We start from the raw sequence: 19,576 nt of genomic DNA, 5'->3' as shown, positions 1-19,576 counted from the left end.
TATTTATTATAACGCAATTGTAGTGAAAACTTTGTGACAATATGTATTAATACTGAAAAAGAAAAGTTTGTATGTAGATTTTTTTTTCGCTATCCTATATAATTATGTGGAAATAGGAGGGGTAACAATGAATGAATTTGAGCAAAATGTACAGTCGAAGCGTAATGACGCGATCGATTCTGGCGTAGGCTTTGTAGTCTCCTTTGGATTTTTTACAATTATGTTTGTAATTGCAGTAGTTATTGAGTTTCTTGCTCGATAATTCATGAGAAGGGTTTTGTCTAGTATATAGACAAGACCCTTTTCTCTATTCTAATGTGGAAAAATAGTTACTTCCCCTTTTTTCGTTATTATAACCTCAATAGACCCATCCTTCCCTGTTTGAAAATAGGGTATGTCCAATTTGTTAAGACGCTCTACAACTTCAGGGTGCGGATGTCCATAACGGTTATTCAACCCGGCAGAAACTATGGCAAATTTAGGATTAGCTCTCTCCAAAAAAAGCTGCGTACTAGAAGTTTTACTTCCATGGTGGCCAAGCTTAAGTATGGTTTGTCCCTCAATCTGCTTGGAATACTCTGTAGCTAACACTTGCTCTCCTTTGCTCTCTAAATCTCCTATAAACAACCCTCTAAAATATGCATTTTCCATAGAAAGCACTAAAGAATCATCATTCCCTTCATAGTTTACATCCTTTGGATATAAATAAATAAGCTGATAATAGGACGACTCAATCACTTCTCCCGCCCCTTTCTCAAAAACTGAGATTCTTTGCTTATTAATTTCTTCTCTTAAATCTGTCATAGCATCTTCTTCATAAGAACCTGGAGTAATATGTACTTCCTCAACTTTTATCTCTTGAAGAATTTCCTCTGCTCCCTCCATATGGTCTGCATCGGCGTGAGATAAAATCATTACGTCAATTTTACTGATACCTCTCCCTTTTAAAAAAGGGACGACGACTTGTCTACCAACCTCATACACATTTTTGTTTTCCATCCATTCTTCCTGATCAAATCTTAATAAACCACCAGCATCAATTAAAATAACCTTCTCCCTTTTCGGCATTTCGATAAGAATAGAGTCCCCTTGCCCTACGTTTAAATAAGTTATTCTAGTCTTAGTATCAAAATAGGGAGATAAATGGAGTATAACGATTGGTACAAAAAGAATGCAGAGTGATAGAGAAACCTTACATTTGTTCTCTACTAAAATGAAAAAAGTAAAAATACTTATATAAGCCATCACGACTAACCAAAGCTCAGGCTGTCCAGGATTCCACATTTGAAATGGCAATGCACCTAAAAAAATGATGAAATCATCTAGCCAAATTCGTAGTGGCTCATAGATTCGAAAGAAAATATTGCTGATTATGGGAGAAAGAAAAGTCAACGGGAGCATAAAAATATTAATTGGTAGTATAACAAATGAAAATAGAGGAACAAACAAAAGGTTGGCTAAAAAAGAAGAAAGAGAAATCTCATAAAATTGATAGATTAAGAGAGGGTATACCATCAGCTGACAAATAGCTGTAATAAGAAAGGACTGAGCTAAAGGATTATTGCTTAATCTTAACAAGCTTGAGGAAAATATAAGTGAAAATGCAGCTAAGTAGGATAATTGGAAGCCTGTTTGATAAACAACCCAAGGAGAGGAAAACAAAAATAAAATGAAACTTAAAGAAAATGCATCTGATATGATTAACTTATTTTTTATTAGACTACTGATCAACAAAATTTCTGTTACAGATACAGCTCTCCACACCGAGGGAGCTCCTCCTGCAATAAATCCGTATAAGGGTAATGCTAAAATTAGAAGCCAATTTGCGGTTTCTCTTCTCACACCTAGACGCACCATTACTTCATAGAGCAGCATAACTACTAATGCCACATGTAAACCAGAGATTGCAAATAAGTGAGTGATACCTAGTGTCAGATATGCATCCTGAAGATCTAGAGGCAAACTTTCTCTGCTCCCTATTAGTAAAGCCTCTGCTTCTGCTTGGAGGCTTGCTGGAAAAGTAAGTTGGATATGCTGCTTAAGTATGAAGCGTTGTTTAGCCATATAAGTACTAAATCCAGTCTTCAGAGTTAACATTTTATATTCTTCAACGGTTATTTGACCAATAGCTCCATGACTCTTTATATACTTTTCTATGTCAAAAGCATATTTATGAGAAGTTGGTCTTTCTATAGCCTTTTCTACCTTAACTTGTAACTCCATACCAGTTAAAGAGTTATTAGAAAAGTAGTCTTTATCGTCTTCGTTTAATATTTTTAGCTGAACATACCACTTTTGGTTTGTATCTGAAGTAGCAAAGCCTCTTATAAATCTCCCATTAATACGATAGTTATCCGTCCAAGTAATCGTTTTTACGTCGTTATGTTCGACCTTTTCTGGATTAATATGATCTACATAAAAAAAAGTAAAGAAGCCTATAGAAATAATAGTAATAGTTAACATTAACGAAATTTGCCTATAAATAAACCAACAGAATAATAGCACGAACAAGATTAGTAGCCTTGTCGATTCAAATGCTGCTAGAGTAGCAAGTAAAATGGACAAGGCTACATATATTACATTACCTTGGATTCCTCCAAACCGAATAATTCTGCCACCTTCCTCTCATAAGGCAGAAGTTCCTCCTCACTTGCTCCCTTGTCCCTTAGCTTCGTTATAAGCTCCATATAAAGGGTTACCTTCTCGTCACTAAGGAAATCAATCTTACGCTCGTCAAAGGGCACGTGAATGGTCTCTACGCCTGCTTTGTTCAGTAATTCTATTGCATAGGAATTATTTTTATAGTCTTGCGCATAGTACAATCTTGCAATACCAGCTTGAATGATTGATTTCGTACAAGGTAAGCATGGGAAATGGGTCACATATAAGTCTGCTCCACCGACTGTAATACCATATTTTGCACATTGTAAAAGTGCATTCATCTCAGCGTGCACCGTTCTAACACAATGGTTATCAACTACATAACATCCATCATCGATACAATGCTCCCCACCCGATATGGACCCATTATATCCTCCAGCCATGATTCTTCTATCTCTTACAATGGTAGCTCCAACTGCTAAACGCGTACATGTGCTTCTTAGTGCTAATAAGTGGCTTTGTGCCATGAAAAATTGATCCCATGTAATTCTCTCCATATTAAATACCCCCTAAATAATACTTCTTTTAGTTTAAATCTTTCATGGATAAACTTCAATCAAGCCTATTATTTAACAGTGATATAAGTTTCAAGCTTTTCAAAAGTCTTTTGACCGATTCCAGTAACCTCCATTAAATCCTGAACAGATTTAAAACCACCATTTTCCTCTCTATAAGAAATAATGGCTTCAGCTTTTGCCGGACCTATTCCTGGTAAAGAGGTCAAGCCTTGTATATCTGCTTTATTAATGTTGATCAGCTGATCTTTTGATGAACTGGTAGCGGAATTAGCAGGGGTTACAACCTCTTCACCAACTAAAGGGACATAAATTATCATCTCATCTTCTACTTTTTGAGCATGATTAATTGTTTTACTATCACCTTCAGGCAAATACCCACCCGCTAGTTCTATAGCAGTTAACACCCGATCACCATTTTCGAGTTCATAGACTCCTGGATTTTGGACAGCTCCTTTAACTTCTATAAATATGGAGTTATCTTCTTCAATGTTTATTATTTCTACAGTTTCTTGTAAGTTTGTATCGTCTAAAAGGGAGGGTTGTATTGGTTCAGCCGAGGGGACAGCTGAAAAAAATTGCTTTTGAAGAAATAGAAACACTAGGAGAGTTAATACTCCAATAGGGAGTATCAGCTTTTTAAGCTTACTAGATTTAATCTTGGGGATCATGCATCAGCCTCTTTTCTTAAAGAGGTAAATGATATGGAGATGTACAAAATATACCAAATTTACCTCTTCTTGAAAAGAGTTATTTCACTGCACGTATAAAATATCTTTCAATTTCATCGGTGGGCTGTTCGTCAAAAATATTTGTTTCCGTATAAACTTGCGAAAATCCTACACGCTCTAAAAGTTTTATATAAACTTCAAGAGGAAAACTTCTTTGATAATGGGATTCCTCAAATCTTTCGTAATAGCCTGATGCAGCATCACGGACGAAGAAAGTAATATCGTGGTAAATAGAATGTTCTTCTTCTCCTTGCTCCGTGTTCCATATATAAGCTACCTGCTCATCTTCATATGTAAATGGTCCATCAGGAAATATATGATTCATTTTATATTCCGAATGAATGTCAAAGAATAACTGACCTTCTTCATTCAATGTAGAATAGACCTGTAGAAAGGTTTGTTCTACCTCTTCTAAAGTTTCCAGATAGTTTAATGAATCTATCGCTATCACTGCAACGTCTACATCGGAAACACCATCTATATCGGTCATAGACTGGCACACAAACGTTATATCTGTATTCTGCTCGGTGCTTCTATTTTGGGCAACTGTCAGCATTGACTCAGATAAATCAATGCCGATCACTTCATACCCAGCTTTTGCAAAGCTGACACTTAGTACACCTGTGCCACAGCCTATGTCCATTAAACGTTTATTTTTCAAAATAGGTGCTTTAGCCAGCACCCATTCTGCATATTTATCATATGGTATATCTGACATCAACGAATCGTAGATGAAGGCGAACTGGTCGTAAGTAGACATTATGCGTCATGTCCTACTTCAATCATTGGAGCATCGCCCCATAGACGTTCTAGGTTATAATAAGAGCGCTCATCTTTATGGAATACATGTGCTACCACATCTCCCATATCAACTAATATCCAACGAGCCTCATCGAAGCCTTCCATACGTTTTACATTGAATCCAGCTTTATCTGCTTGTTCAAACAGTTCCTTTGCAATCGCTTGAACTTGACGATCTGAGTTAGCGTGACAAATTAGAAAGTAATCCGCAAGTAAAGATACGCCTTGCATATTTAAAATTACAATATCCTCCGCTCTTTTGTCGTCTGCCGCTTTATAAGCTATTTCTACTAATGATTTGTTTGAAGTCATTCTTTCACTTTTCCTCTCTTTTGTATCAAGTCATTATAACAATGAAATGAATCCGGAAAAACCGGCTGTCTTTTTTTGATCAAAAATGTCATGCTGTGCTGGACGCAACTAAGCATCCCTTCTTCTAAATCTTGATTTGCAATTTCCCTTAATACTTCTACTCCAGGGAAACTTCTACTAGGTTCAATCATATCTGCAATATAGACGATTTTTTCTAAGTTAGACATCCCTGCCCGGCCCGTCGTATGATACTGAATAGCATTAAGAATATCCGCGTCTTCAATATTAAACTCCTGCCTTGCTACATAGCTTCCCACAGGAGCATGCCATAATTCATGATGAAAATTTAAAAGCATCGGGTCCATTTGCTCTGAGATAATTATTTCTTTCAGCCAGGACTTTTCTGCATATTTTACACTGTCATGTAATATGCCAGCAATTTCAGCTTTTTCTATATCCTCACCGTATTTAGCTGCAAGCTGTGTAGCTGTCTCGGCTACACCTCTCGTATGGATAAAACGGCGCTCCGGCATTCTGTCTTTCATTTGAAGAAGCATAGATTCAAATTTCATACAGATTCTCCTTTTGAATGTATTCTCTAACCTGAGCAGGAATTAGAAATCTTGTTGTTTCTCCATTCTTCAGTCGTTCCCGTATGACAGTAGAAGAAATATCGATTTGGGGAATATCTAAGGTAATAATAGGATATGCAGACACGATAGAGGTATTTGGTCTTGCAACACCAACCAAACGCACTAATTTTAAAAGATCGTCAATACGGTGCCAGTTAGATAAATACTCTACCTGGTCTCCGCCAATAATGAAATAAAATTCGGTGTCTGCTTCTTGTTCTGTTAATATTTGCATCGTATCAACAGTATATGAGGTTCCCCCTCGAATAAGCTCAATCGTTTCAATAGCCATATATGGCACCTGTTCAATAGCAAGCTTTAGCATTTCTAATCGCTGTTCGGAAGTCACTCTTGTATCCTTTGATTTATGTGGAGGAATAGCATTCGGCATCAGTCTTACTTCATCTAAATGAAGTGCATGAAACACTTCATTTGCAATGATTAAGTGGCCAATATGTGGAGGGTTAAAAGTCCCCCCCAATATCCCTACTTTTTTTGTCATGCACGATTCACTTTTGGAAGCTCAATTCGTTTGTTGTTTTTAGACTGCTTGTACAAAACAACCGTTAAACCGATTAACTGGACAAGCTCTGCTCTAGTGCCTTTTGCAAGTGCTTCTGCCACCTCGTGCTTTTCATCCTCACAGTTTTGTAAAATACTGATTTTGATCAATTCACGTACTTCCAACGCTTCGCTAATTTGCTTAGTCATTGCATCGTTAACGCCACCCTTACCTACTTGAAATATTGGTGACAAATGGTGAGCTTGACTACGTAAAAATCTTTTTTGTTTACCTGTTAACATATTATCCTCCTAATTGCTCTGTCAATCGTTGAATCATATCATCTGTATTCGGATAACTTCCGTTCCAATATGAAAAAGCTAAGGCACCTTGATGTACAAGCATACCTAAACCGTTAATTGTTCGAACATTGTACTTTTCTGCTTCCTCTAAAAAAGGGGTAACTAAAGGATTATATACAATATCAGCAACAATTGTATACTCTTTAATACCTTTTAGTTGAATAGGAAGCTCTTTACTATTACTTTTCATACCAAGAGGAGTTGTTTGAACAACCACATCAAACGATTGTAATTGTTCCTCTGCCTCTAGGTATGTAATTGCTTGACCAAATTGAAGCTCATCTACAAGTTTTTTTGCATTTTCTAATGTACGATTTGCAACGGATAGATTTTTATATCCAAGCTGCTTAAAAGCAAATATAATTCCTCTAGCTGCCCCGCCTGCACCGAGCATCAATATATTATTGGAATGGTCAGTTTCTCCAAGCGAACGGATAAACCCTAATCCATCCGTATTATAGCCCACGAATTCCCCTTCATCTGTTTTGACGACTGTATTTACAGCCCCAATTTTGGCAGCTGATTCATCCAGACGGTCCAAAAAAGGAATGATGGCTTCTTTATACGGGACCGTTACATTCCATCCACTACACCCCAGAAGCTTTAAACCTTCGATAGCGTCCTTGAGCTTCCCTTCCTTCACATGAATAGGAATGTAGCTTGCATTGATATTTTGCTCCTGTAGCCAAGCATCATGCATATAAGGCGATAAAGAATGGGCAATTGGATTACCTATGACTGCAAACCATTTTTTCAAACTTACTTCCCCCTAAATAAGAGATGGACGAATAGAAACCTCTACACCAGCAGGAGCATGAGCTGCTATCACAACTCCGCCTTTTTGCACAGTTATCCAACCAAGTCCTGAAAATACGATATCCGTTTTATCATCTTTTATCTTAAATTCATGTCTTACTAAAGGTGGTAATAGGTCTATAAATTTCTCAGAAGGTGGTGACAACAATTGACCGCGATGTTCTTGCCATAAAGTATCAGCATTCTCAAGCTTCGTACGATGAATTGGAATATCGTTTGCTATATGACAAGTAAAGGCAGATCGTTCGCCCTTTATAAAATCAAATCGAGAAAGTCCTCCAAGATAGAGAGTTTGCTCACTATTTAGTTGGAAAACCTTTGGCTTCACTTCTTTTTTAGGTGTAATATATTTTAGCTCCGATGGATCTAAGAAATGGGCCATTTGATGATGATTAATGATTCCTGGAGTATCATATAGAGCTTTTTTATCGTCTAATGGTATCTCAATCATGTCTAAGGTTGTCCCAGGAAAATGAGAAGTAGTGATAACTGCTTCTACTCCGGTAGCCTGTTTAATAATCCTGTTTATAAATGTAGATTTACCAACATTGGTACAGCCTACTACGTAAACATTTTCACCTTTACGATAATGCTCTATGGCCTCCATAGCTTCTGGCATACCAGTACCTTTATGTGCACTGACAAATAGAACATCAATTGATGATAAGCCAAGTTTTTTTGCTTCTTGCTTCATCCAATTGATTACTTTGTTTTTCTTCACTGATTTCGGCAGTAAATCAGCTTTGTTTGCTACTAATAGTATCGGATTATTACCAACAAATCGGTGTAGGCCTGGTAGCCAGCTTCCGTTAAAATCAAAAATATCTACAATCTTCACAATTAGTCCTTTTTTTGTTCCTAAACCATTTAAGATTTTCAAGAAATCATCGTCGGTTAAAGATACCGGCTGCAACTCATTGTAATTTTTTAAACGAAAACAACGCTGGCAAATAATATCCTCTTTTTCTAACGAAGAAACAGGAGCATATCCTGGATCTCCAACTACCTCGGTTTGGATTACTGTTCCACAACCTATACATTTTGGTGCTTCTGTCACGCTTCTTCCTCCCATGTAACTTGTCCTTTTTTGTCCAAGTAACTAAAAATTCTTCTCTCCACCATACGATTGAACTTCGTCACGAAACCATCTGATTTTGCGACAGGTATCACTAGAATGGTATGGAGCTTTTGTCTATTTCCGCCAAAGACATCCGTTAATAGCTGATCACCAATAACTACAACTTCCTCTTTTTTAACGGACATTATACTAAGAGCATGACGAAAAGCCTTTCCTAAAGGCTTTTTTGCTTTATATATAAAAGGAATCCCTAATGGATCTGCAAATGACTTAACACGTAATTCATTGTTATTGGATACAATGGTTACTTGAATACCTGCTTCTTTCATATTAGTGAACCATTCTATTAGCTTAGGGGTTGCATCTGGTCGATCCCATTCAACTAATGTATTATCCAAATCTGTAATAATTGCCTTTACGCCTTTTTCCTTTAACATTTCCGGTGTAATATGAAAGACACTTCTAACAAATTCACTTGGTATAAAATTTGAATACAAAGACAAACACTCCACTTCGACACTTTTTCTTTAACGATTATAGCATATTTGCGACTCTCTCACCCATTCGAATAAACTTTCCGGGAGTTATTTCTCTTGAAAACTCTATACTGTCTTCTTCAAATAACAAAACTACTGTTGAACCGAAAGAAAAGTAACCTACCTCTTCTCCTTTTTTCCATTCTAACTCCCTGTTAGTGAGTTCAATGGAATTCACGAACATTGCCCCCACCTTAATGTGAAAACATCGTTTCTCATTAGGCATCAAAAGCTCTGTTAATAGCCGATAGTTGCCACTAATTGTTTCTTTGCCATAAGCTAGGCCCCATTTGTTCACTGGATAGGATTTCTTTCCTAGCACATACTGTCGAGTAACCTTACCATCAATTGGAGAATGGATTCGGTGATATTCCGCCGGGCTTAAATATAAAATGATAAATTTACCTTTTTCATATTCTTTACCTATTTTGTCGGAGCCGAGCATATCATATAGCGTGTATGGTTTTCCTTTTACATGAAAAATTCCATCATACGTTATATCCCCGAAAGTTTCAATAGTCGCATCTACTGGACTTATAATTCCGTTGACAGCAGGGTCTATATTTCTACTATTTTGTTTTAATGGGCGAACAAAAAAATCATGCAATGTAGAAAATTCATGGAGATGACATGGCATTTCAGAAGGATCTATATTAAAATGTTTCATATAGGCAGGTATTATTTTCTTACTGAGATTAGACTGAGCAAAGCCTTTGATTAAAGATGATGACCACCTACCATTGGTCAGCTCAATCATAGATTGATATATTTTTTCTTTCATTTCTTAGTCTCCCTATAAAAATTTACTTACAATTTTTGTTTACTCGAAGTATAATGAACAAATATGTTATTTGTAAAGGAGTGATTTGCAATGTATTTACAAAATGCTATGACTCAAACAATAAAAAAACTAAAAACGCAGGCTGCTAATATGATAACAATTGGTAATTTAGCATTCGGTGGAGCAGCAATTATGGCTACAGTAAATGAATACTACACGTTTAGCGTGTTATTTATATTTATAGCAGGCTTGTTAGATCGTTTTGATGGCATGGTTGCCAGAAGATTCAACTTAGAGTCAGAGCTTGGTAAACAATTAGATTCGATGAGTGATATTATATCATTCGGAATTGCACCTGCTCTTTTAATGTACTCCTTAGTTTTACAGGAATTTAGTATTGCAGGAATGATTATTACTGTTATATATATAGCTTGTGGCGCATTTAGATTAGCCCGCTTTAATATTTCTGAGTCAAATGGATTTTTTACAGGACTACCAATTACGGTTGCCGGAGTAATTTTAACATTATCATACTTCGCTATTAATTTTGTTCCGCCAGTTACGTACATGTTTTTATTTATTATTCTTGCATTATTAATGATTAGTACTTTTACTTTAAAAAAGGTCTGATATGCTTTAAGCAATTATATATTTCTTAAAAGGCGACTGCAAATGCAGTCGTTTTTTTCATATTTTGTCGTAATTCCACATATATTGAAAGTATAACTAGATGGAGGTGAACATAATTTCCGGTCTTCTAACCGCATTTATAAACATGGTCATCGATTTGCCACTTGTGCTTGGTTATTTAAAAGGGCAGGCGTTCCATCAGCCCCTTTCTCCGGAGGAAGAACAAGTAATGATTCAACGTTTTCTAGATGGAGACCTCACAGCAAGAGATGAACTTATCGAACGTAATATGCGGCTTGTTGCACACGTAGTTAAGAAATTTCACCCGAAGCATGAGCTTTTAGATGACTATATATCTATTGGAACAATTGGGCTGATGAAAGCTGTTAATAGCTATACACCTACCAAAAAAACAAAATTAGCAACATATGCTGCTCGCTGTATTGAAAATGAAATTCTTATGTATTTGCGTTCATTAAAAAAAGTTCAAAAGGATATTTCTTTACATGAGCCTATTGGAATGGATAAAGATGGACATTCTTTAGAAATCACCGATTTACTACAAGGGCTAGATAAAAGCTCGGACGAACAGCTAGTGGAAGAAGAAGATACCAATCGTTTATATAAACACCTATCCCAACTCGAGAAACGAGAGCTAGATATCATCGTTCGTAGATATGGATTATTAGGCCATGAACCAATGACTCAAAAAGAAATTTCTAAGCAATTAAAAATTTCAAGAAGCTATGTTTCTCGTATTGAAAAACGTGCGCTTGTAAAGCTCTATCAGTATTACATCCATGAAAAAAACTCTCTTGATGGATCAAACACCAAGAGAGCTAGAGAAAATTAATCTTCACTTGTTTCGGCAATCATTACAAATGCTAATACAGCTGTAACCAAAACAGACATAGCCATGATAAAAACCATCTGATCTCCCCCTAGACTATTGTGAAAAGCTTTTAATACTTTCATCATAGCACATATAGGAAATACTAATTACATGCATTCTATGCTATAGTTTGTCCAATTAATGACAACTAAATGTTTTCAATTACACGAAGCACTATTTGTGTGGAATGCTTAGCTGCAACTGGCAGAAACTCATCAAAGCTAATCGAGGATTCTTTTCCTGCTATATCGGAAAGAGCACGAATAACTACAAATGGTACTGAAAATTGATGACAAACCTGCGCGACGGCAGCAGCTTCCATTTCACAGGCTTTCATAGAAGGAAAATAACTCCGAACTAGTTCTACTCGTTCTGGATTATGCATAAAGGTATCACCAGTAGCAATTAAGCCTGTTGAGGCCTGATGCTCACCAATTTCATTTACCGCATCTTCTGCAAGCTTCATTAAACGCTCGTCAGATTTAAATGCAGGTGGCATTTGAGGAACCTGCCCCATCTCATATCCAAATGCAGTTACATCTACGTCATGATGTCTTACTTCATCTGAAATGACAATTGCTCCTACTTCTAGCTTAGGATCATATCCACCAGCAGATCCTGTATTAATGACATAATCTGGCTTATACTCATTTAAAAGAATAGCAGTAGACATGGCTGCATTTACTTTGCCAATTCCACTTTTCAACAGGATTATTTCATGGCTTTTATATGTACCAGTTGTAAACTCACTATTTGCAATTTCTATAGTCTTTGCATTTTCAACCGCATTTCTTAATAATTCTACTTCTTCTTCCATTGCTCCAATTACGGCAATCTTCATTATTAAAAACCCCTCTCTAAAAGTACTTCTTTTAAAGTAAAGGAGAGCGGCACTTTAGTCAAGTACCGCTCCCACATTGTATATTTATTTTGCTGATAACAGCTTTTCTTTTTTAGTTGGCTTCCACCCTTGACCGTCGACCCATTCTAAAGATATACGATAAATTTCTTTTCCATCTTTAGAAGTAACAGTTCCTATAGACTTTTGTGGACTTCCACCATTACCTAGAAATTGGACAATCATATTAGATGGGTCTAAGTTTGCCGCGTAAGCTAATGCGTCAACCTTCTCTTCCCAATCTACTGTTTCCTTCGTATAGCTAGAGACATGTTCTCCTACTTGAGCTGTCCCTATTGGTTCCCACGAAGGGTCTACTACAACAGCCTCCACATTTGGATCATCGGATTCTTCTATAATTTCATTTGAGTCGTTAGAAGATGTGCCTGACTCTGTGGTCGAATCATTTTCTTCAGTGGCTGTTTCGTTTTGTTCGTCCTCTTCGGCTATTTCCTCAGTAGTCAATTCAATATCTTCTGATTCCTCTTCTTCGACTTCACTACTCTCTGAAACGGATTCAGTTTCTTTTGGTTCTTGTGCAATATCTTTTTCCTCTTTATCACCTGTCACTAAATTAACAACAACTATAATGATTAACAGAAGTACTACTCCAATTAAGACATTCAGTATTGTATTAGTTTTTTTCTTGCGATTATTTTTGTTTAAACGTGAGTTAATTTTTTGATTTTGTTCTGACATACTCTTCCTCCTTTTAAAGATAGAGAACTATAAATAATAGACGTGATAATAGAAACTAAGTTTCAAAACTTTAGGTGCTAACTAATTTAATACATAAAAATGCTTTTAGCAAGTCTCATTTTTATTCCAAATATTATATCATAGGGATATAAAGAGAATGATACACTAATATCTACGATAATAGCTTTTTCCCACTACAGCGGACGATTTCATGAGAGCATATGAGCTAAGACATTACCTCCCTCTAGCGCTTGTCCTCAGGATTTTATAGCATTTCTGCCCTATCATTAATATGCATAGAAGAAAGAGTGAGTCCATCCACTTATACCCTTAGGAATATCAAAAATACATTACAGTTATAAAAATGAATAAACAATATGACAAAGGTCTTAACTATTTATACTTAAATTCTTTGTAAATTTAAAATGAGGAGCAAACATATAAATGTCTACTCCTCATTTATGAAAATATATTGTCCGTCTTATGAAATAGAAATAATTTCTACATCCATTTCTCCGCCTGGAGTAAGGATTTTCACTTTATCTCCGGTTGTCTTTCCAAGTAAGCCTTTAGCAATAGGAGAATCGTTTGAGATAAGCCCTTCTAAAGGATCAGCTTCAGCAGATCCAACGATAGTGTAGCTTTCTTCATCTCCATCTGGAATTTCAACAAATGTCACTGTTTTACCTAAAGAGACAACATCATTATTATCTTCCTCTTCGATAATCACAGCATTTCGAATCATGGATTCAATTGTAGAGATTCTTCCTTCAACAAAAGCTTGGTCTTCCTTAGCAGAATCATACTCCGAATTCTCCGATAGATCACCGAAGCTACGAGCGATCTTAATACGTTCTACGACTTCTTTACGTTTTACAGTTTTTAATACTTCTAATTCTTCTTCTAGTTTACGTTTACCTGCTACAGTCATCGGAAATTGTTTCTCTGTTGACACTTCCATACACTCCTTTAAAATCCCTCTTTATAAACATATATTTCCTATTCATATGCTTCGAGTTAAAATGATATGAATTTAATGAAATATTTGTAAATCTTTCATCATCATATTATACAATAGCATTAGTTTCAAGAATAGTTTTTATTTTTGTAACCATTAAATCGATTGCTACCTCATTTTGACCGCCTTCAGGAATAATTACATCTGCGTATCTTTTAGTAGGCTCTATAAACTGATTATGCATCGGGCGAACGACTGTTAAATATTGTTCTACTACAGATTCTACAGTACGGCCCCTCTCATGAATATCACGTAAAATTCTTCGAATAATACGTAAATCCGAGTCTGTATCTACAAATAATTTTATATCCATGAGGTTTCTTAAACGCTCGTCCTCTAGCACTAGGATACCTTCTAAAATAATTACATCCTTTGGTTGGATCAGGACTGTTTCACTTGAACGCGTGTGTTGTGCATAATCATAAATTGGTTTTTCAATTGCTTTGTCGTTCAGCAAATCATTTACATGCTGAATAAGTAGGTCATTGTCAAAAGCAAAGGGATGATCGTAATTTGTATTCAATCTTTCTTCAAAAGCTAAATGGCTTTGGTCTTTATAGTAATAATCTTGTTCAATAACTACTACAGAATGGTCTTTAAAAACTTCACTAATTGCTTGGGTAACGCTGGTCTTTCCTGAACCGGAACCACCAGTGATGCCTATGATAAGCGGAGTACGTTTAGCCATTAGTTTAACCCCTTTCTCATCATGTTGTTTGGATATAATTTAGTCGGACATGTAAATTGAACTATTTCTAAGGGATGTCTTGCTGCATCTAGAACTTTTCCCTTTTCATTTTTAAGTTCGCCAATTACTAATCGAACGTTGTCGATTTCGGGTCCAAAGAATTCTACTTCATCTCCTGGCTTGAAGTAGTTTCTCTGTTGTAATGTTACTACTTGTGTTTCATCGTTATAGTCTAGAACTAGCCCAACAAAGTCGTATCCCAGTTTTTTGTCATGAACGCCATACATTTGTTGTTCAACACCAGGTTCACCCTCAAAGAATGCTGTATCTGCTTCTCGGTTTGCACACTTTTCAAGCTCTTCCAACCATTCCTGCTTCATAACAAAGTTTTCTGGGTCCGCACAATAAGCATCGATGACTTTACGATATACACTAATAACTGTAGCTATATAGTGAATAGATTTCATACGACCTTCTACTTTTAGAGAATCAATTCCCATTTCAATCATTTTAGGAATAGATTCAACTAGCTTCAAATCTTTTGGACTCATAGCAAAAGGAGTATCTTCTTCTTCAAATAATGCTTTCTCTTCTCCATTAGAGCTTGCTTCATAGAGATCGTAGTCCCATCGGCATGATTGGCAGCAACCACCGCGGTTAGAATCGCGAGCAGTCATATGATTAGAGAGTGTACATCTACCGCTATATGCTATACACATAGCTCCATGGATAAATGTCTCAATCTCTATATCCACTTTTTCTTTCATTAGCTTTATTTCTTCACCGCTTGTTTCTCGAGCTAAAACAACTCGGTGTAAGCCTTCTTCCTTCCAATATTGGACTGCTTTCCAGTTAGAAAGGGATTGTTGAGTACTTAGATGAATTTCTAGCTTAGGAGCTGCCTCCCTACAGGTTTCTATAATTAAAGGATCTGCAACTATAATTCCAGTTACTCCTGCAGCCTCTATTGACTTTAAATACTCCTCTAGCCCGTCCATATTTTCGTTATGAGCAAAGATATTAGTTGTAACATAAATTTTTGCTCCGTATCGATTGGCAAACTCGACACCCTCACGCATTTCATCAATGGAGAAATTACCTGCGTTTGAACGTAAGCCAAACTCTCTACCACCTATAAATACTGCATCTGCACCATAATGAACAGCAATTTTTAATTTTTCTAGACTACCGGCCGGAGCCAATAACTCAGGCTTTTTCGTAATGACACGTTTGCCGTCGACTAATTCACTTATTTCATCTATTTTCGTGTTTATCACATGAATTCTGTCCTTTCTGAACCGAAAATAATTTCAGCTAAGAGCTACGCAATTAGTATACTGTTTCTTTAAAATAGAATCCGGTATCCAAGGGTCTAAGTGGAGGTTGAATAGCTTCAATTTTCTTAAATAGTTCCTTTTTAATCTCTTTATAGGCGGAACGTGATTCATAGTATGCATCAATTGCCTGACGATAGTAGCTAGTGACTTCCGTTACATATGACGTTTCATGGAGAATGCCATCAATCTTTAAGCTATCCACTCCTGCATCTAAAAACTCATCTAACTCATCAATCATACAAATATCATTCGGACTAAAAATATGGGTTCCATTTTGATCCTCGAAGATAGGGTACTTATTCGATCGCTCTTTATCATGTAAAAACATATTTTTATTTTGACAGCGGTTTTCCACTTCCATTGCTTTATCTTGAAAAAGAAAATAGTTGCCGATTAAAGATCGCTTAGACTGGAACATACACGTCATTCCGTGCACCTGTGCCTCTACTTCGACTTCTGCATTTTCTTTTATATCTATCACTTCTTCTAAGCTAAGCTCACGAGCTAAAACAGCTCTTGTAGAACCACGTTTTCCCCAATAGTTTGCTGTAAAGTAATTAGTAGCTGTTTGTTCAGTATTCCAATGAAGAGGTAGTGTAACTCCCGCCTCTCTCCTAGCAATAATTACCGCCGGGTCACCAAATACAATTGCATCTACACCAATTTCTTGTATTTTCTGCATATAAGGGCCAAGTTCATCTACTTTGTCATTGTGAAAAATGCCGTTCATGGCAACGTAAATTTTTTTATTATGTTCTTTTACTAGCTTTGTCGCTGCTTGAATATCATCTAGTGTAAATTCTCCTGCTAGCCTTAACCCAAAATACTGTTCGCCTACTAAAAAAGCATCTGCACCCGCCTGTATAAGCTCTCGAATGTGCTCTACATTTTTAGGTGTCACTAGTAATTCTGCTTTTTTCATGCTTGTCACCTCTTTATACTTACTAGCATTCCGTCTCCCACAGAAAAGAATGCTGTGTCATAGTCTGGATGCTGCATTAACCATTCCATAAACTGATGCTGGTTTCGCACCATGGTTCTTTTCCTTCTTGGAACCTCTTCTATTGGAAGCTCGGAGAGACCGTTTAACAATATATTATCACAGTAAATAACGCCCCTATCGTTTAACAAAGGTGCGTACTTTTCAAAGAATTTTTTATATTGTCCTTTTGCAGCATCAATAAAAATAGCATCAAATCTTTGATTATTCAAAGTATCCTCGTCTAACTCTAAGGCGTCTCCAATAATGACTCTGATGCGTTCCTCCAAGTTGGCTCGGTTAATATATTCCTTAGCTAACATCGCTTTTTGCTCATCACGCTCTACTGTGACAATAGAAGCATCTAGTTTGTCGGCCATGCGCATAGAAGAATAACCGATTGCTGTTCCAAGTTCTAAAATAGAGGTTGGCTTCTGTAAAGAGAGTAACTGTAGCAATACTTCCATTCCCGACAGTTGCATAATTGGTACATGGTTTTCTTTTGCATAGCTCTCCATTTCAATAAAGATAGGTTCTCTTGGCTTAATTAGATTTTTCATAAAATCTTCACTGATGTTCATAGCTTAACTCCTTTTAGATGCAAGGTTATTTCGTTATGTAAACTGGAGATATCTCTGCTTCCCGAAATTCTACTCCTAAGTACAAGGATAATCAACAGACAAATATAACCTGATACGTAAAAAACCCATCTTATAATAACATAGCAGGAGAAGGAAAGCGATAACCTTCCTTCTCCTGCATGCTAATTATTTTAAATGTTCGTCTATTTTTTGAAGATGTTCATCATATGTTTTAGAAAAATGATTTTTTCCTTCTTTATCAGCTAGGAAATAGAAGTATTCTGTCTTTTCAGGATCTAAAGTTGCCTCTATGGACATTTTCCCTGCATTTGCAATCGGACCTGGTGGTAATCCTTTGTTTTGGTAAGTATTATATGGATTATCAATTTCTAAGTCCTCAAATAATACACGATCTTTATGGCTTCCTAAAGCATAAAGTACAGTCGGGTCGGTTTGTAATGGCATATCAATTTCTAAACGGTTGAAAAAGACGCTAGCTATCTTTTCACGGTCTGTTTGAGCAGTTGCCTCTTCTTCCAATAAGGAAGCAAAGGTTAAAAGCCAATGAACAGACTTTTCTTCTGCTTGTAGCAATTCATAATAAGGTGCCAATGCTTTGTCCGTTTGAGCCAATAACATTTCTGCTATTTCTTCATTTGTCGGATTTTCCTCGTAAAATGGATATGTCGATGGATATAAATAACCCTCTAATGCGTAACGGATATTTTCCCCTTTGATTTCTTCTGTTAACAATGTAGGGTACTTACTCATCATGCGATCAACAAATTCAGCGTTCGTAACTAGTTCAAAGAATTCCTTGGAAGAATTTCCAGTCTTCTTCTCCACTACATCTCCAATTTGCTCTAGAGTCAATCCTTCTGGAATGGTTAAGGTTAGTAGTGGTTCCCTATAAATTTTACCAGTTTTAAGACTTTCGATAATTTCATCTAAAGTCATATCCTTAGACAAATCATATGTACCTGCTTGAAAATCAGATTGGTTATTAAACTTAACATAGTATTTAAAAATCTTTGCATTTTTAATTATTCCATTTTTTTCAAGAGTCGAAGATATGCTATCGATACCTGAGCCAATTGGAATTTCAACAGTCACTTTCTCAGTAGAGTCGGGATCCATTGGTTCAAGAGCCCCTTTCACATAGTTATAACCAGTGAATCCAGCTATAGCAATAATGATCAAGAGAACCAATGCTATTATCATTACTATTTTTCTAACAAGTTTTACTTCTTTTTTTTTGTTTTTCATCTGATCAAACATGATCTCTTTTTTTGATTTGTTTTCCACGGGCTTTCCCCCTTTATTCTCCCTTATTATACATGATGCTTCACAAAAAGAAAAAGGATGGAATGAGAATACTCAGTCCACCCTTTTTAGATTTGAATTAGTCTTCGTCTTCTTCTGTTTCATCTAAAAATGTGTTTAACATTTCTTCGATCATATCCCATTCAGCATCTGTCTCGATTGGATGTAAATCTCCATCTTCTCCGTTTTCATTTGGAGTGAAAGAAGAAGCATGAATTTCTATTTCTTCGTTCTCATCTTCTTCAGCACCGATAGGGTAGTAAAGTACATATGATTTACCGAATTCATCTGATTCAAATGTAAATAATACGTTACAAAGCTGTTCATTTCCGTTGTCATCAACGATTGTGATATTTTCTTGTCCGTGGTCCATTTGTGGTCACCTCATCTGTTTTTTCTATCAAGATATCCTTGTAAAATCATTACAGCAGCCATTTTGTCAATAACTAGCTTGCGTTTTTTACGACTAACATCCGCATCTATTAACATACGTTCTGCAGCCATAGTTGTCAATCTTTCATCCCATAATGTTACTGGAAAGTTATATTTGTCAGTTAACAGCTTGGCAAATTGTTCCGAAGCTTCTGCACGCGGTCCGATAGAATTATTCATGTTTTTAGGAAAGCCTACAACGAACTCACTCACTTGATGTTGTTTTACCAATTCATCAATTCGTTCCATCCCAAATTCTTGTGCATCTTCGTTAATTTTGATCGTTTCAATTCCCTGGGCTGTCCAACCGAGGGCATCACTTATTGCAATGCCCACGGTGCGAGAACCGACATCTAAACCCATTATTCTCAT

Annotated in this window: 26 protein-coding genes; 3 read left to right on the top strand and 23 right to left on the bottom strand. The window is 36.4% G+C overall.

The annotated features are described in order from the left end of the window. Positions 1-127 precede the first annotated feature (127 nt). Positions 128-262: a YqzM family protein gene (locus tag MKY09_RS07885; RefSeq protein ID WP_169358045.1), complete on the top strand. Its 135-nt coding sequence runs from the start codon at positions 128-130 to the stop codon at positions 260-262. Between the two features lie 50 nt (positions 263-312). On the opposite strand, the gene MKY09_RS07880 is transcribed toward MKY09_RS07885, so the two are convergent. The 12 genes from MKY09_RS07880 to MKY09_RS07825 all read right to left on the bottom strand — a co-directional run bounded on the left by MKY09_RS07880 (position 313) and on the right by MKY09_RS07825 (position 9,727). Beyond that, positions 313-2,463 (bottom strand): DNA internalization-related competence protein ComEC/Rec2, encoded by a 2,151-nt coding sequence (locus tag MKY09_RS07880; RefSeq protein WP_342568018.1) that lies wholly within the window; start codon positions 2,461-2,463, stop codon positions 313-315. Between the two features lie 113 nt (positions 2,464-2,576). Then, positions 2,577-3,158 carry a ComE operon protein 2 gene (locus tag MKY09_RS07875; RefSeq protein WP_169358043.1) on the bottom strand — a complete coding sequence of 194 codons (582 nt, stop codon included), beginning with the start codon at positions 3,156-3,158 and terminating at the stop codon, positions 2,577-2,579. 68 nt (positions 3,159-3,226) lie between these two features. Beyond that, positions 3,227-3,847 carry a helix-hairpin-helix domain-containing protein gene (locus MKY09_RS07870; protein WP_342568017.1) on the bottom strand — a complete coding sequence of 207 codons (621 nt, stop codon included), beginning with the start codon at positions 3,845-3,847 and terminating at the stop codon, positions 3,227-3,229. A gap of 79 nt (positions 3,848-3,926) precedes the next feature. Beyond that, positions 3,927-4,667, bottom strand: coding sequence for a class I SAM-dependent methyltransferase (locus tag MKY09_RS07865; RefSeq protein WP_298470412.1), 741 nt, complete (start codon positions 4,665-4,667; stop codon positions 3,927-3,929). Continuing rightward, a complete protein-coding gene (gene rsfS, locus MKY09_RS07860; RefSeq protein ID WP_169358040.1) occupies positions 4,667-5,020 on the bottom strand; it encodes a ribosome silencing factor in 354 nt (117 codons plus the stop codon). The genes MKY09_RS07865 and rsfS overlap by 1 nt, the downstream gene beginning before the upstream one ends. Next, positions 5,017-5,592 (bottom strand): bis(5'-nucleosyl)-tetraphosphatase (symmetrical) YqeK, encoded by a 576-nt coding sequence (gene yqeK, locus MKY09_RS07855; RefSeq protein WP_169358039.1) that lies wholly within the window; start codon positions 5,590-5,592, stop codon positions 5,017-5,019. Before yqeK ends, rsfS begins: the two co-directional genes overlap by 4 nt. Continuing rightward, on the bottom strand, positions 5,582-6,154 hold the full coding sequence (locus MKY09_RS07850) for a nicotinate-nucleotide adenylyltransferase (RefSeq protein ID WP_298470408.1): 573 nt from the start codon (positions 6,152-6,154) through the stop codon (positions 5,582-5,584). Before MKY09_RS07850 ends, yqeK begins: the two co-directional genes overlap by 11 nt. After that, positions 6,151-6,456 (bottom strand): ribosome assembly RNA-binding protein YhbY, encoded by a 306-nt coding sequence (gene yhbY, locus MKY09_RS07845; protein ID WP_169358037.1) that lies wholly within the window; start codon positions 6,454-6,456, stop codon positions 6,151-6,153. The genes MKY09_RS07850 and yhbY overlap by 4 nt, the downstream gene beginning before the upstream one ends. Position 6,457: 1 nt before the next feature. Beyond that, positions 6,458-7,273, bottom strand: coding sequence for a shikimate dehydrogenase (gene aroE, locus MKY09_RS07840; protein ID WP_342568016.1), 816 nt, complete (start codon positions 7,271-7,273; stop codon positions 6,458-6,460). A gap of 12 nt (positions 7,274-7,285) precedes the next feature. Continuing rightward, positions 7,286-8,389 carry a ribosome biogenesis GTPase YqeH gene (yqeH, locus tag MKY09_RS07835; protein ID WP_342568015.1) on the bottom strand — a complete coding sequence of 368 codons (1,104 nt, stop codon included), beginning with the start codon at positions 8,387-8,389 and terminating at the stop codon, positions 7,286-7,288. Continuing rightward, positions 8,386-8,907: a YqeG family HAD IIIA-type phosphatase gene (locus tag MKY09_RS07830; RefSeq protein WP_169358034.1), complete on the bottom strand. Its 522-nt coding sequence runs from the start codon at positions 8,905-8,907 to the stop codon at positions 8,386-8,388. Before MKY09_RS07830 ends, yqeH begins: the two co-directional genes overlap by 4 nt. Before the next feature lie 37 nt (positions 8,908-8,944). Further along, positions 8,945-9,727 carry a phosphatidylserine decarboxylase gene (locus MKY09_RS07825; RefSeq protein WP_298470401.1) on the bottom strand — a complete coding sequence of 261 codons (783 nt, stop codon included), beginning with the start codon at positions 9,725-9,727 and terminating at the stop codon, positions 8,945-8,947. Positions 9,728-9,817: 90 nt separating this feature from the next. Between MKY09_RS07825 and pssA the strand changes: the two genes are divergently transcribed. After that, positions 9,818-10,357: a CDP-diacylglycerol--serine O-phosphatidyltransferase gene (gene pssA / locus MKY09_RS07820; protein WP_169358032.1), complete on the top strand. Its 540-nt coding sequence runs from the start codon at positions 9,818-9,820 to the stop codon at positions 10,355-10,357. Between the two features lie 115 nt (positions 10,358-10,472). Beyond that, positions 10,473-11,210, top strand: a complete 738-nt coding sequence (gene sigK / locus MKY09_RS07815; protein WP_169358308.1) for an RNA polymerase sporulation sigma factor SigK — start codon at positions 10,473-10,475, stop codon at positions 11,208-11,210. On the opposite strand, the gene MKY09_RS07810 is transcribed toward sigK, so the two are convergent. From MKY09_RS07810 to ruvX, 11 genes are all read right to left on the bottom strand, one after another. Continuing rightward, on the bottom strand, positions 11,207-11,335 hold the full coding sequence (locus MKY09_RS07810; RefSeq protein ID WP_340883194.1) for a hypothetical protein: 129 nt from the start codon (positions 11,333-11,335) through the stop codon (positions 11,207-11,209). The genes sigK and MKY09_RS07810 overlap by 4 nt on opposite strands. 62 nt (positions 11,336-11,397) lie before the next feature. Continuing rightward, complete coding sequence (mtnN, locus tag MKY09_RS07805) at positions 11,398-12,090, bottom strand: 5'-methylthioadenosine/S-adenosylhomocysteine nucleosidase (RefSeq protein WP_342568014.1); 693 nt, start codon at positions 12,088-12,090, stop codon at positions 11,398-11,400. Positions 12,091-12,174: 84 nt separating this feature from the next. Next, positions 12,175-12,846, bottom strand: coding sequence for a YrrS family protein (locus MKY09_RS07800; RefSeq protein WP_342568013.1), 672 nt, complete (start codon positions 12,844-12,846; stop codon positions 12,175-12,177). Between the two features lie 481 nt (positions 12,847-13,327). Next, positions 13,328-13,801, bottom strand: a complete 474-nt coding sequence (gene greA / locus MKY09_RS07795) for a transcription elongation factor GreA (RefSeq protein ID WP_251555598.1) — start codon at positions 13,799-13,801, stop codon at positions 13,328-13,330. 112 nt (positions 13,802-13,913) lie between these two features. Then, the gene (gene udk / locus MKY09_RS07790; protein ID WP_251555599.1) at positions 13,914-14,552 is read right to left on the bottom strand and encodes a uridine kinase; all 639 of its coding nucleotides are present in this window, start codon (positions 14,550-14,552) and stop codon (positions 13,914-13,916) included. Beyond that, complete coding sequence (locus MKY09_RS07785; protein ID WP_169358307.1) at positions 14,552-15,826, bottom strand: U32 family peptidase; 1,275 nt, start codon at positions 15,824-15,826, stop codon at positions 14,552-14,554. The genes udk and MKY09_RS07785 overlap by 1 nt, the downstream gene beginning before the upstream one ends. Positions 15,827-15,881: 55 nt before the next feature. Continuing rightward, positions 15,882-16,811 carry a peptidase U32 family protein gene (locus tag MKY09_RS07780; protein ID WP_342568012.1) on the bottom strand — a complete coding sequence of 310 codons (930 nt, stop codon included), beginning with the start codon at positions 16,809-16,811 and terminating at the stop codon, positions 15,882-15,884. Positions 16,812-16,816: 5 nt separating this feature from the next. Beyond that, the gene (locus tag MKY09_RS07775) at positions 16,817-17,449 is read right to left on the bottom strand and encodes an O-methyltransferase (RefSeq protein WP_169358027.1); all 633 of its coding nucleotides are present in this window, start codon (positions 17,447-17,449) and stop codon (positions 16,817-16,819) included. A gap of 186 nt (positions 17,450-17,635) precedes the next feature. After that, positions 17,636-18,754, bottom strand: a complete 1,119-nt coding sequence (gene mltG / locus MKY09_RS07770) for an endolytic transglycosylase MltG (RefSeq protein ID WP_298470387.1) — start codon at positions 18,752-18,754, stop codon at positions 17,636-17,638. Between the two features lie 97 nt (positions 18,755-18,851). Then, complete coding sequence (locus MKY09_RS07765; protein WP_251555603.1) at positions 18,852-19,145, bottom strand: DUF1292 domain-containing protein; 294 nt, start codon at positions 19,143-19,145, stop codon at positions 18,852-18,854. Between the two features lie 11 nt (positions 19,146-19,156). Further along, positions 19,157-19,576, bottom strand: coding sequence for a Holliday junction resolvase RuvX (ruvX, locus tag MKY09_RS07760; protein WP_169358024.1), 420 nt, complete (start codon positions 19,574-19,576; stop codon positions 19,157-19,159).

Source organism: Psychrobacillus sp. FSL K6-4046 (assembly GCF_038624605.1).
GTDB lineage: Bacteria > Bacillota > Bacilli > Bacillales_A > Planococcaceae > Psychrobacillus.
This window is presented reverse-complemented; position numbering and strand designations above follow the sequence as displayed.